The following is a 13,923-nucleotide window of genomic DNA, read 5'->3' as shown; positions in this document are numbered from 1 at the left end:
AGAAAGGCACACATATGACAGCCAATTTCTTTGCCCAGCTTCCCTTGCTTACTCGCTTTCGCGAGATTACCGATTTGAACGCATACCGGCCGTTGCCCACGGATTGGACGGTTTTTGTGAGTGATGTCCGAGGATCGACTCGTGCCGTCGCCGAGGGTCGCTATAAAGAAGTGAATATGGTTGGTGCAGCAACGATTACCGCAGCTTTGAATATTGCCGGCGAAGTAGAAATACCGTTTGTGTTTGGTGGTGATGGGTCGGTTCTGGCAGTACCGCCAACATTGGTTGAACCGACGAAACAAGCCTTGAGTGCGGTGAGTGGGCTTGCCCGCGAGGCTTTCAACCTTGAGTTGCGGGTTGGCGCCGTACCGGTGCAGACGATTTTGGATGGCGGGTATCAGGTGTTTGTAGCGCGTTTAGCACTCAATACGCAGGTGGCACAGGCGGTATTTAGTGGAGGCGGTGTTCGTTACGCTGAACAACTCGTCAAAGATGCTGTCACCGGTGGAGATTTCGCCATTGCACCGGGAGATACCGCTGCGGCCAATCTGAGTGGTCTCGAATGTCGGTGGGATACTGTACAACCTGCGCATGGTATGGCGCTCTGCGTGATCGTTCAGACACTACCCCAACCTGATCCGGCGATAACGATGGCGATCTATCGTGACGTGATCGATGAGATTGAACAAATCTACGGTGGTGATCAAGCGTACCATCCCCTCCACTACGACTTGATGCAGATAAGTATGAGACCGCAGGCTCTTTGGGCAGAAGCGCGGTTGCGTGGCGGCGAGAGTCGCTTGTCTCAATTGGCCTATTTGATGCAAATCTATGCGCTCAATCTCGGTGTGTACGGGTATCGGTGGCTGCAACAGTTACGGGGTGAAAATCCGTGGTGGAATCAGTATCGCAAACACGTTGTCACCGCTGTCGATTATCGCAAGTACGATGATGTGTTGCGGATGATCATTGCCGGTACCGAAGCACAACACGAAGCATTAATCACCCGCCTAACGGCACGTTTTGCAGCGGGTGAGTTGGTCTTTGGACTTCATCGCTCGCCTGAGGTTATGCTGACGTGTCTGGTTTTTGAGCGGATGGAGCGGCAAATTCATTTTGTCGATGGTGCTGATGGCGGTTTTACCCTTGCTGCTCGAGATTTGAAACAGCGTTGGCAGCAGTACACGGTCGTTAACAGCCGGGAATAATGCGAGCAGGGTCTTGGCTGTCGATCACCTCGTGACCGTTGGGCGCCACCCGCACGTACCGGCCATCAGGTTGCAGCTCGCGGGCGCGGAGGTTATCGGTAAGATAGGTGTTCAGCAACGTCTCGGTGACGTAGTGCATAGCCGCCGGATCGGTCAGCGGGAAGAGTTCCTCGACGCGGCGATCAAGGTTGCGTTCCATCATATCGGCGCTGCCGATGTAAACCTTGGGTTTGCCGCCGTGGTAGAAATAGTAGATCCGGCTATGTTCGAGATAGGGGCCGACAATCGAGCGCACGCGAATATTGTCGGATAGCCCGGGCACTTGCGGGCGGAGCGAGCACATCCCGCGCACGATCAGATCGATCTGGATGCCGGCCTGCGAGGCGGCGTAAAGGGCATCGATAATCTTGCGATCAACCAGTGCGTTCATCTTAAAGATAATCCGGCCATTGCCGTGCAAGCGGTGGAGCGCGATCTCCTCTTCAATCAGCTCGATCATCCGCCGGCGCAGATTGACCGGGGCGACCAAGAGGGTGCGGTACTCCTTCTGCCGGCTGTATGCCGTCAAATAATTGAACAGATCAACCACATCGGCGGCGATTTCGGGCCGGCAGGTGAGCAAGCCGAGGTCGGTGTAGATTCGTGCCGTCATCGCGTTGTAGTTGCCAGTGCCGAGATGGACATAACACCGGATGCCGTCGCTCTCTTGGCGCACGACCATGGCCAATTTGGCATGGACTTTGAGGCCGACCAAACCATAGACGACATGCACGCCGGCCCGTTCCATTGCCCGTGCCCACGTAATATTGTTCTCTTCGTCGAAGCGGGCTTTGAGTTCAACCACTACCGTCACCTGTTTGCCCTGCTCGCGGGCATGCATCAGCGCCTGCACGATGGGCGAATTGCGCCCCACGCGGTAGAGCGTTTGCTTAATCGCCAGCACATTCGGGTCTTCGGCGGCAGCCTGAATAAAATCAATGATCGGCGAAAACGAGTGATACGGATGGTGGAGCAAAATATCACCCTGCCGGATGGTATCGAAAATATTATTCCCGTCCTTCAACACCGCTGGCAGCCGCGGCACATACGGCGGATCCTTCAGATCAGGGCGGTCGAGGCGCGTCAATTGCATCAAATCGCTCAACCCAAGCGGCCCGCGCACCGAATAGATATCTTCGGGGCCGACTTTGAGGTTGGCAGCCAGCAACTGGCAAATCCGTTCGGGCATCCCATCATCAATCGCTAGCCGCACCACCTCGCCGAAGCGCCGTTGGCGCAGGCCTTGCTCAATGGTTGCCAACAAATCATCGGCCTCGTCCTCTTCAATCTCGACATCGGCATTGCGGGTGACGCGGAACGGATAGACCTCAACCACATTCATACCGGGGAAGAGGTGTTCGAGGTGTTCGGCGATCACCTGTTCGAGCCAGACAAAGCAGTGGCAGCGACCGGGTGGAATATCGCCCTTAGGCGGGCAGAGTTCAGCGGGCAAGGGGATCAAGCGTGGCAAGACTTCGGGTACCTTGACGCGGGCAAAGAGCGCGCCTTTCGCTTGATCGCGGATCACCACCGCCAGATTGAGGCTCAGATTGGAAATGAACGGGAAAGGCCGGCTCGAATCGAACGCCAATGGTGTCAGCACCGGGAAGATCTGGCGGCGGAAATAATCAGCGACCCATGCCCGTTGGGCCTCATTCAGTGCGACGGTATTCAGGATCGAAATACCGTGTTCGTGCAGCGCCGGGAGCAGATCGTTTAGCAGCAGATCGCGCTCTTGTTCAAGAATCGGCAACAGGGCGCGGCGAATAGCGCTCAACTGCTCGCTGGGGGTTTGGCCGTCGGGGGAACGTTTCTGGACGCCGGCGCGGATCTGTTGCTTAATGCCGCTGACCCGGATCATAAAAAACTCGTCGAGGTTAGAGGCAAAAATCGCCAGAAACTTCACCCGCTCGAGCAGCGGGTTGCGCGGATCCATCGCCTCTTCGAGCACACGGCGGTTAAACTCAATCAGGCTTAATTCACGATTGAAATAGCGCGACTCAATGACTGGCTGCACATCGGGCAGCGGTGCTGGTTGAACCGTCATAGGCGTGACCGTAAACGATAAGAAACCCGTTGGCGATACAGACACTTACCGGCGTGGGTGAAGCGTGACATCGGGCTGATGATGAAGCGAACGAGCGGCAGATGTATCGTTTGATGGATGGCAACAGCTCTGTATGGAGATAGTATAGCTAGGATCAGCGATTTGCACAAACTGGCCAGATGTGCTATACTCTTCGCCAGAACGCGGGCGATTAGCTCAGTTGGTTAGAGCGCATCGTTCACACCGATGAGGTCACTGGTTCGAGTCCAGTATCGCCCACCACCCCACCTGCGCGGCCACGTGGCCGCGCACTGATTTTCACGCCGATCGAGGATCGCTCGCCGCGGATTGTGAGCCGATCAAAGGCAGCAGCATGCGACCGCTCATCTCGCGCGCCGAGTTGCGCGCGCTGGTACGCCCAACCGATGTCACCGAACGCAATATTCGCAACGTGCTGATCGATGGGATTGGGGTTGGGATCGTCACTGGCGTGGGCGTGTTTTTGCCCGTCTTTTTAGCCCGGTTGGGCGCATCGAGCTTGCTGGTCGGTCTGATCACCTCGCTGCCGGCGCTGGCCGGCGCGCTGTTTGCCTTGCCGATCGGGCGGTTCCTCGAACGGCAGCGCAACGTCGTGGTCTGGTATTCGGGCATGCGGTTCTGGGTGCTGGCCTCGTATGCGGTCTTCGGCCTCTTGCCGTTCGTGCTGCCGCTAGCAGCAGTGCCGTGGACGATTATCACCATCTGGGCGCTAGTGACGATTCCCTCAACCTTTGTCAATGTCGCATTTACGATTGTGATGGGCGGGGTGGCTGGGCCGCAGCGCCGCTATACGCTCATGAGCATGCGCTGGTCAATGCTGGGCTTGACGACGGCGGTGACAGTGGCGCTGATCGGCGGCGTGCTGGATCAGATGCCTTTTCCGCTTAACTATCAAGTGGTTTTTATCGGCTCGGTCGCCGGCGGGTTACTTAGCTTTTTCTTCTCGCGGGCGATTACGTTGCCTGATCGCGCACTCACAGCGACGCAGCGCGGTGACAATTCGTTGCTCGTGGCGCTGAAACAAGCGCCGCCAGCGTTTATGCATTATGCGTGGAGCGCGTTTGTGTTCCGCAGCGGCGTGGCGATGGCGATCCCGCTGCTGCCGCTCTACTACGTGCGCGAGACTGGTCTTAACGATAGCTGGATTGGCTTGATCAGCATGGTCGGCAATGGGGTATTATTGGTTGCTTACGCGGTTTGGTCGGCGGCGGCGCCACGGTTGGGCAATAGCGGCGTCTTGCTGGCGAGCAGCCTCGGTATGGCACTGTATCCGTTTGGGGTGGCACTGACCGATTCGCCGTGGTTGCTGGCCGTGCTGGCCGGACTGGTAACGTTCTGTGTCGCCGGCAACGATTTGGTCAATTTTGATTTGGTGTTGAGCACAATTCCCGCTGAGCGGCAGGCGACGTATGTTGGGCTGTTTCAAACCTTGCAAAACCTTGCGCTGTTTGTGATGCCGCTGATAGCGACGCTGTTCGCCGACGTGATCGGGATTATGCCGATGTTGTTGGTGGCTGGTGTAATCCGGTTGCTAGGGGTGGGATTGTTTGCATGGCTGCGAGTAGGGAAGTAGGGAGTGGGGAATAAGGGGTAGGGAATGTCGATAGAGGGTGGGATTTGACTGCTGAATGTTGGTTGCGGTTCGTTTCATTCCCACATCCTTGATTCCTTGATGCTTTGTATTATGCATTGATCCACCAAGATAGCGGTTACAGATTGGCGAACATGTAACATCACTATGGCACAACCATCACTTCGCACCATTTCCGTCATCCGGCGCGGGTATGGCCGGCGGTATACCGATTTGCCGGTTGATGAGCTGAGCCAGCAGCGGATTGTGATTGATTGCGCTGGCGGCTATTTGCGCCCGGCGTTGATCGATTTGCGGCAAGGCGATATGGTCTATTGGCGCGAGCAAGAACGCTATGTGGGCGGGCAGATCAGCCATGTGCGGCGCGACGATCAACGGGTGATTGCGATCTTGAAGGATGTGCAGGTGATGCCAGAGGACTTTTTTCCGTATTGAGTCTATTGAGTCTATGGAGTGCGGCAGTCAAACGGCCGCACTCCATGTTGTGTTGGACATATATTGTCATTGCGAGCCGCGTGAAGCGCGGCGATGCAATCTCCTGCTGAGGCGGGAAGGGTCAGTTTCGCCATAGGTTCCGCTGAAGCGGGAGATTGCTGCCGGGGCTATGCCTCCTCGCAATGCTATACGGGAACACGCCCCCGGCGCAATGATTATAGTTACTTTGTTGGGCGTCAATGAGAAACTGCTATTGAAACGCTTGCCCTGCGCCTAGCGTTCGTGTACAATGCCTGCGATTTAGGATAAACCGATCACGGCGTGCTGAAAGCTATGTCGATGCCTGAAGCCGTTACACGGCGCTGGACTCCTACAGTTGAACAGGTGGCCTATGCGGTCATCGCGGTGCTTGCGATTGTGAGCCGGTTGTGGGCATTGGGTGATCGCGCTTTGCACCACGACGAGACCCTGCACGCCGCGTATTCGTGGTACCTCTTGAGCGGGCGCGGCTATATGCACGACCCGCTCTTGCATGGGCCGTTCCTTTACCATCTTGGCGCGTTGGTGTTCTTTCTGTTTGGCGATAATGATACGACCGCGCGCCTTAGTGCGGCTTTGTTTAGTATTGCCCTTACCCTCAGCCCGATCTTGCTGCGACCAATCATTGGGCGACCGGCGGCGCTGATCGCGAGCATCTACCTGCTGATCTCGCCGGTGGCGCTCTATGTGGGGCGCTTTTTTCGTCACGACATTTATTCGGTGGTGTTTGAGATACTGGTTTTGGTGGCAATTGTGCGCTACGCCGCCGATCCGCGCCCGCGCTGGCTCTACCTTGGTGCGGTGGCGTTGACGTTGATGCTGACCAATCAAGAGACGACCTATCTCTACATCTTGATTATGGCAGCGCCGCTAGCGGCAATCTTCTGCTGGCGCGTGTTCCATCCGGGGTTGGCGATTATTGGCGGGTTGGGGCTGGCGCTGGCGCTGCTGATCTTTGTGTTGCCCGGCACGGCGGTGGTGGATGGCGGGCATCATGCGCAGCGCGATGCCAACGGTGCGATCGTGGTTGATCAGGCGGGGCCGCTGTTCGGCTGGCCGCCGCTGGAAACGGAAGATAACGGATATGCGCTGTTGGTGCGCAACCGTTCGGATAGCGATGGCGGGCGCTCGGTGTGGGAAAACGGCGCACGATATCTAGCCGACATTGGCCGGTTTGTGAACCATCCGGCCATTATCAGCGCGTTCATCGTGCTGACCGGCGGTTTGGCATTGCTGATCTGGCTGATCTGGTACCGACGTGACGCGAGCGGCGCGACGCCGTGGGAACGAGCGCTAGCACGCGGCGATCCGGCGGCGACGGTGGCAGCGAGTCTGGCGGCGGATCGGCGCTGGCAAATTGCGTTGGCCATCGCCGGCGCGATCTATGCGCTGCTATTTACGGCCATGTTCACCAACCTGCTCGGCCTGATTTCGGGGATGGCCGGTTCGTTGCTCTATTGGTTGGCGCAACATAATGTGCAGCGTGGCAGCCAACCCGGCCATTACTATGCCGTGATCTTCGCCACCTACGAGCCGTTGCTGCTATTAGGGGCGGCTGCCGGTTTGCCGCTGGCAATTCAAGCGGTGCGGCGGCGCTGGCCGGAAGCGTTTGCGGCCGGTTTGATTGCGTGGTGGTCGGTGGCTGCGTTTGGTATCTACACATGGGCCGGCGAGAAGATGCCATGGCTCACAATTCACATCACACTGCCGTTGACCCTGTTGTTTGCATGGACGCTGGCGAAACTGATGGCGCTGGCGCAAGCGCAGGCAGCGCGCTGGCAAGAGGCATGGGAGGCGGCGACGACACCGGCAGCGACCGAGGCGGCGGTGCCGGTAGACACGGTAGGCGCCGGTGATCTGGTGCCTACGCCTGCCGGCGGCTGGCACTGGCTGGATGAATGGCGTCCGGGAGCGTTGGGATTGCCCAAGGGATCGTTGCTCAGCTTTGGCTTGCTGTTCGGCTTGATCATCAGTCTGGGCTTTCTGCTGCTCTTAATTACAGTTGCTGCTGGCCCGGCCTCGCCGATCCGGCCGTGGATGGCGGTACTGTTCACGCTGACTCTGTTCACCTTGCTGGTGATCGGGGCTGGGTTGCGCTGGAGTTGGACGGTGACGGCGGCGCTGATGGCGATCTGTCTGGCATTGGCGATTGGTCTTTATACGGTGCGCGGCAGTGTGCGGCTGGTCTATCAGACTGGCGACGTGGCCCGCGAGATGATGGTCTATACCCAGACTTCGCCTGATGTGATGCGGGTGATCCGGCGGTTGGAAGAAGCGGCGATGCGGCGCGGTGGCGGCACGCGCTTGCCGGTGATGTACGATAACGAGACGGTGTGGCTCTGGTATTTGCGCGATTGGCCGGGAGCGATCGCTGTGCCGGGAGGGCGTTTGAACGGGCCACCGGCGGAAGACGTGCAGGCGGTGTTGCTCTTGCAAGAGAACCTCGACCGCTACCCCGAAAATCGGGCGTACTTGGAAGGCTTTGTGATTCAGCGTTACCCGCTGCGCTGGTGGTTCCCCGAAGACCAAGCGTATCGGTTGAATGGCAGCTCGCTGCTCGACCGGCTGCTGCGGAATCCGTTTGATTACGAAACGTCGGCGCAATTGTGGCGTTACTTGATGTTTCGCCAGCCGCCGGCAGGATTGGGATCAACCGATTTTGTGATTGCGGTGCGCCCGGAGTTGGCGCGGCAGATCGGGGTGGGGTTGGGCGGCTCGTTGCGGATGCCGGAGCGATAGGGGGCTACTATGCCCTTTTTCTAGGGCACAGCGCCGCTGTGCCCGTACGGAAGAGAGCTGGATGGGCAGGAGGACGAGCGGCCCGCGCTCCGGCGAGGGAACCGAGCGGGCGAGCGGCCCGCGCTCTAACGGATGATATGAACGAGTTGGCGGCTCTTACATTCATTTTATGGCGACACAAACACTGACAACCGACACGTTGCTCGATCGACGCTTGCGGGCCGGCTGGCTGCGTTGGGAAACGGCGCTCTATGCGTTAATCATATTGGCCAGCGTGATCGCCCATCTGTGGGGTCTAGAGCGCATGGCGCTCCACCACGATGAGTCGATCCATGCGTGGTCGAGCTGGCGGCTCTACAGCGGCGCGGGGGCGTTCTCGTGCTGGAGCGGCCTTGATGAGAATGGTAATCCCCGTGGCGGTGTGTTCCACGAGACCTACTGCTACGATCCGGTTTACCACGGCCCGTCGCTCTACTTCCTCACTGCGCTGGCCTATTTTCTGTTTGGTGACGGCGATGCGCAGGCCCGCTTGCCGATGGCGCTGGCCGGAATTGGGTTGGTAGCGTCGGCGTGGTGGCTGCGGCCATATCTTGGCCGGGCCGGAGCCTTGATTGCGGCGCTCTTGCTCGGTTTTTCGCCGACGTTACTCTACTACACCCGGTTTGCCCGCCACGATGGCCTGATGGTGTTGTGGGAAGTGTGGATGGTGATCGGCGCGCTGCGCTGGATCGATACCGGCAAGCGGCAGTGGCTATACTTGACTGCGGCGGGGTTGGCGCTAGCGATTGCCACCCACGAGCTGTACTATATCTTGCTGTTTATTTTTGGTATTTTTGTACTGATGCGGTTGCTGGCCGAAAGCCGGTTTGCCCGTTATCTGAATATCGTGCTGCTGGTGGTGATCGGTATCTGCGTGGCGCTAATGATTATCAACCCGCCGCTGCCGTTCGGGCGCGGGTTGTATATCGGTGAAAAGGCCTTTCTGGTCGCTTCGGCCTTGGTGTTGGCATGGCTCTGTCAGCGCCTGTGGCCGCCAGAACCGATTTTGAGCACGCGACTCCGTCTGCTCTGGCAAGAGGATCGTCCGGCGCTGTGGAAGGCGCTGGCGATTTTGGCTGGCATCTATCTCGTTCTCTATACCAGTTTCTTCACCTATCTGCCCGGCGCAATTGATGGCATCACCGCCGGTTTGATTTACTGGCTGGGCAGCCAGCAAGAGTATGCCCGCGGCGATCAGCCGTGGTATTACTACCTGATGTTGTTGCCTTTGTACGAACCGCTGGCAGTGCTGACCGGGATCGGCGTGGTGGTCGCTATGATCGTGGCGGTTGTCCGGCGGTGGTTGGCGGGCCGGCGCGCGGTGCGACCGGCGGCGAAGGTGGCCGAGCAGGATGCGGCGGATGTTGACGAAACCGCGCGCCTCATCGCCTTCGCGCCGTGGCCGCTCTACCCATTGTTGGTGGTGTTTTGGTTCTTTACCGCGATCATCATCTTTTCGTGGGCCGGCGAAAAGATGCCGTGGCTCGTTGTTCACATGGCGTTGCCGGGGAATCTGCTGGCGGCGTGGGTGATCGGGCGGATGATCGATCTGATCCGGCGCGAGCGGTCGCCCGTGCAAATCTGGCTCATCCCGCTGATTGTGATCTTGCTGGCGGCAGCGATCAGCGTGACCTTCTGGCGATTGGGCAGCGGCGGGCAAAACGCATTTCTACAAGCGATTATTCCGTTGCTGATCGTGTTTGGCTTGATCTATGCGCTGCTCACCTTGATTGGGCGGTTGGGCGTCAAGCCGGTGCTAGCAGCGTTGGGGCTGACGGTCGCAACCTTGCTGTCGGCGTATATGATCCGCGCTTCGTGGTTGGTGGTCTACGACCACCCTGACGTGCCGATCGAGCCGTTGATCTACACGCAGACCGCGCCTGATGTGCCTCGGTACGCCGCCGACATCCGCGATTTGGCGATCAATCTGACCCGTGGCAACCGTAGTCCGCAAGACACGACTGGCGGTTTGTCGATGCCGCTCATTCTCGATGGCGGCGACCGCACCGCTGAGGGATCGCTGGCATGGCCGTTGCAGTGGTATTTGCGCGATTTCAAAAATATCGTTTGGGTCAATGGCAGCGAACTAGGGCGAGTGCCGTCGGTTGATCAACTTACGGTGACGATGCCGGACGGTAACCGCGATCTGGCGCCAATGGTCATGCTCTACCGTCCGTATGTCACCGACCGGCTGCGCGACCTGTTGCGCGAGTCGTATGTGCAGCCCTACGGTAAAGCGGGCGTGTTCAATTGGTGGTTCCCTGAAGGCAGCAAATGCGCCCCACGCAGTCCTGGTTACAAGCGATTTTACTACAGCACGTGGTCATTGGCAGCGGCCCAAGAGGATTGCGGGCGCGACCTCAGTAGTGAATTGAACGGGCCGTTTGACGCGCTGTTGTGGCCGTTCCGGCGCGAGAACTGGCCGGCTTTGGGCCGTTACCTGCTCTTCCGCCAATTGCCGGAACCGCTGGTTCCCGGTGCGCGTGAAGTTGAGGTGTGGCTGCGGCGCGATCTGGACGGTGGCGCAGGGCAGACGACCACGACGGTGACTGCTGCGCCTACGCTGCGGCTCGCCGCGCTCAACGAGATCAGGCTGTCGACCGGCAGCGGTGGTGCGACCGGGATTGCGCTCGACCGGCAGGGCAATATCTACGTGGCCGATACGCTCAACCACCGGATCGAGGTCTTCGGGCCGGATGGCACGCTGCTGCGTAATTTCGGCACGCAGGGCAACGGCCTCGATCAGTTCTACGAACCGCGCGGCTTGGCCTTCGATGCGCAGGGCAACCTCTATGTTGCCGATACGTGGAATGCGCGGATTGTGAAATACGATACCGGGTTGCGTCCGGTGGCGAGCTGGGGCAGCGGCGATCTCGATCTTGGCGACGGGCGGCGAGCGACGATTACCGAAGGCGATCCGGCCCGCAATGCTGCCGCGCCGCTCGGTTTCTTCGGGCCGCGCGGGGTGGCGGTTGACGCCGCCGGCAATGTCTATATCGCCGATACCGGTAACAAACGGATCGTCGTCACCGACAGCAACGGCAACTTCCTATACCAATTCGGCGGCGCCGGCAGCGCTCCCGGCCAATTCAACGAACCGACCAATCTTGCGCTCGATGCGGCTGGCAATCTCTACGTGGCCGATACGTGGAACGGGCGAGTGCAGGTCTTTACCCGCGCCGCCGATGGCCGGATCGATCCCATCCCGCTGGCGACGTGGCCTGTGGCAGGTTGGCAAGCCAATACCTACGACGACCCGATGCTGGCGGTAAGCCCTGACGGGACGGTCTACGTGGCGGTGCCGGCGCGCCAGCACGTGCTGACGGCGAATGCCGGCGGCGAGGTGCTGTTGCGTTGGACGGGGGTAGGTAAGGATGGCGTGCCGATTGCCAGTCCCAGCGGGTTGGCGGTAGCGACAGACGGCAGCGTTTGGATGGTGGATCGGATCGGCGGGCGGGCGGCTCGCTTTAGCTTACCGGCGTTAGCGCCGGCAACGCCATGATTGTCACTGACTTTCGCCATCTCAATCATTTCATCTCGCCGGCGGCGACCGAGCTGAGTGAAGCTTGGCAGCGCAGTTTGAGCCGGTTAGGGGACTACACCAGCATGGTGGTGCGGGCACTGAACTTGCGCCCGCAAGCGGCAACGCTTTACCGGCAGACCGAGCGACACCTGCTCGTGCGCCTGACCTTGCCTACCGAGCACGTCATCCTGCGGGTGGCGCCGGAAGATGATCTGGCGGCGCATGTGGCGTTCTTGCGGGGGATGGCACTGGAAGGCATGCCGGGAGCGCGCATCATTCACCGTGACTTGAGCAAAACCTTCGTGCCGTTTGCGTATACGGTCGAGAGTTTTATCGCTGGCCAGACGGCGGCTGAGCTGACTGATGATCACTTGCTCCACAGCATTGCCCGCCAAGCGGGGCGTGCCTTGCGGCGGCTGCACCGGCAGCGTATGCCGGGAGCGGGCCGACCAACCATCAGCGGGAGGTGGCCGCGGCTCAGTTGGCAGCACGTCTTGAAAGCGATTGGTCAGCGGCTGGCCAGCCCGCCGGCGCCGCAGTTGGTCTTTAGCGAGGCAGAGGCGCAGGCATTGCAGACGGTGCTCGTCGATCCGCGGCTCGATTGCCCAACGCCGGTGTTGATCCATGGCAACTTCGGCCCGCAGGCGGTGCGGTGTACGGTGGGAGGCCAGCACGTCCACTTAGAAGCGTTGGAAGAACCGGGTTGGTTCATCAGTGGCGACGGTCTTTTCGATCTGGCGTTTGGCTTACGGTCCCACCTGCCGGCGGCATGGCGCGAGGGTTTGTACGAGGGCTATTGCAGTGCTGGCGCGCTGAGCCAAGCCGAACGTGAGCGGTTAGAGGTGTTGCGCCTGCTGGCCTGTGCGTGGAGCGCCTGCGACCGGTATGTGCGCGGGTTGCCGCACGAGGCTGACGCAGAAGCGGCGCGGCAGATGCTGGCCGAGCTGGCGGCAGTGGGATCATAACCACGAAACGCCACAAACATTGTTGCGGCATTTGGGTTTTTGGTGACGCTTCCCGGTGGCAGCAAAGGCGGGGTGGGGCGTCATCTCGATGACTGCGTGGGGTATGGCAGTGAAACTGCCGCACTCCATTAAGGAAGGACCCGCGTAGTGCTACCGCTCCCTCCTGATGGCGGGTGAGGGGGCGCCAGTTGCGGGGCGGACAGCAGGGAACGCGGGTGACAAAACCCGCTGTGCGGGCTGGGGGCATCGCCACGAAAAGCCACAGACGACCCAAACATTTTGTTGAGTGCGGCAGTGAAACGGTCACACTCCATAAGGAAGGGCCAAGCCTATCGCCTCGCCGTAGCGCCCCCGCTTCCGCCGTGAGAGGGGGAGCCGCAGATGGGTGACGACTGGCACGGGACGCAGCAGCCCCCTCTCCTGCGCTAGTGGCAGAGGGGCTGGGGGTGAGGGTGAAATGGCTCATCTCAAAGCCATTAACCCCGCAAGACCGCAGAGAAGGAATGCCCTATGACTCCACAGCGCACCATTAAGGTCTACGACAGCGCCGACGAGCTATACCGGGCAGCGTCGGCGCTGGTGGCCGCGCAGTTGGCGGCAGCGATCAACGAGCGAGGGAGGGCGCTCGTGGCGTTGTCGGGAGGGAGCTTGACCACGCGCTTATACCCGCTGTTAGCGAATCCGCCGTGGCGCGACCAGATTGACTGGGGCGGGTTGAGCATGCTGTTCGCCGATGAGCGGTACGTGCCGTTCGACGATGCCGAGAACACCTACCGCGCCACCCGCCAAACACTGCTCGATCACGTGCCGGTGCAGGCCGATCAAGTCTTCCCCGCGCCAACCTACTACCGCGATCCCGAACAGGCGGCAGCGATTTACCAGCAGCAGGCAGCGGCGCTCTTAGCTGCGCATGGGGGCGCGTTCGATGTGGTGCTGCTCGGCATGGGACCGGACGGCCACACCGCCTCGCTCTTCCCGCGCCACCCGGCGTTAACCGCGCCGGCGGATCGGCTGGTGGTGGTGGTGCGCGACTCACCTAAACCGCCGCCGCTGCGCCTGAGCCTGACGCCGGCTGCGCTAAATGCAGCGCGCGCCGTGATCTTTGTGGTCAGCGGGGCCGACAAAGCGGCGGCAGTAGCGGCAGCAGTGGCGGAAATGGGTGATTCGCTCGACCAACCAACCCGCTTGATCCAGCCAGCGGGAGGGCGAATCTATTGGCTGATCGATCGAGCAGCCAACTCACAGGGGTAAAGCCGCAC

8 protein-coding genes and 1 tRNA gene are annotated in these 13,923 nt (G+C 60.0%); 8 read left to right on the top strand and 1 reads right to left on the bottom strand.

Going from position 1 to position 13,923, the window contains the following annotated elements; all coding sequences use genetic code 11:
- Nucleotides 1–14 precede the first annotated feature (14 nt).
- A complete protein-coding gene (locus U9R61_RS11730) occupies nt 15–1,208 on the top strand; it encodes a DUF3095 domain-containing protein (protein ID WP_322489001.1) in 1,194 nt (397 codons plus the stop codon).
- On the opposite strand, the gene ppk1 is transcribed toward U9R61_RS11730, so the two are convergent.
- Nucleotides 1,192–3,294: a polyphosphate kinase 1 gene (ppk1, locus tag U9R61_RS11725; protein ID WP_322489000.1), complete on the bottom strand. Its 2,103-nt coding sequence runs from the start codon at nt 3,292–3,294 to the stop codon at nt 1,192–1,194. The genes U9R61_RS11730 and ppk1 overlap by 17 nt on opposite strands.
- Before the next feature lie 205 nt (nt 3,295–3,499).
- Between ppk1 and U9R61_RS11720 the strand changes: the two genes are divergently transcribed.
- From U9R61_RS11720 to pgl, 7 genes are all read left to right on the top strand, one after another.
- Nucleotides 3,500–3,576: transfer RNA gene (locus U9R61_RS11720), tRNA-Val, on the top strand.
- Nucleotides 3,577–3,667: 91 nt separating this feature from the next.
- On the top strand, nt 3,668–4,906 hold the full coding sequence (locus U9R61_RS11715; RefSeq protein ID WP_322488999.1) for an MFS transporter: 1,239 nt from the start codon (nt 3,668–3,670) through the stop codon (nt 4,904–4,906).
- 165 nt (nt 4,907–5,071) lie between these two features.
- Nucleotides 5,072–5,359, top strand: coding sequence for a hypothetical protein (locus U9R61_RS11710; protein ID WP_322488998.1), 288 nt, complete (start codon nt 5,072–5,074; stop codon nt 5,357–5,359).
- A gap of 333 nt (nt 5,360–5,692) precedes the next feature.
- Entirely contained in the window at nt 5,693–8,137 is a 2,445-nt protein-coding gene (locus U9R61_RS11705; protein WP_322488997.1) for a flippase activity-associated protein Agl23, read from the top strand.
- Between the two features lie 169 nt (nt 8,138–8,306).
- Nucleotides 8,307–11,678 (top strand): flippase activity-associated protein Agl23, encoded by a 3,372-nt coding sequence (locus tag U9R61_RS11700; RefSeq protein ID WP_322488996.1) that lies wholly within the window; start codon nt 8,307–8,309, stop codon nt 11,676–11,678.
- Complete coding sequence (locus tag U9R61_RS11695; RefSeq protein WP_322488995.1) at nt 11,675–12,664, top strand: aminoglycoside phosphotransferase family protein; 990 nt, start codon at nt 11,675–11,677, stop codon at nt 12,662–12,664. Before U9R61_RS11700 ends, U9R61_RS11695 begins: the two co-directional genes overlap by 4 nt.
- 510 nt (nt 12,665–13,174) lie before the next feature.
- Nucleotides 13,175–13,915 (top strand): 6-phosphogluconolactonase, encoded by a 741-nt coding sequence (gene pgl / locus U9R61_RS11690; protein ID WP_322488994.1) that lies wholly within the window; start codon nt 13,175–13,177, stop codon nt 13,913–13,915.
- Nucleotides 13,916–13,923 lie beyond the last annotated feature (8 nt).

Origin of the sequence: Chloroflexus sp., assembly GCF_034431535.1 — a bacterium.
GTDB lineage: Bacteria > Chloroflexota > Chloroflexia > Chloroflexales > Chloroflexaceae > Chloroflexus.
This window is presented reverse-complemented; position numbering and strand designations above follow the sequence as displayed.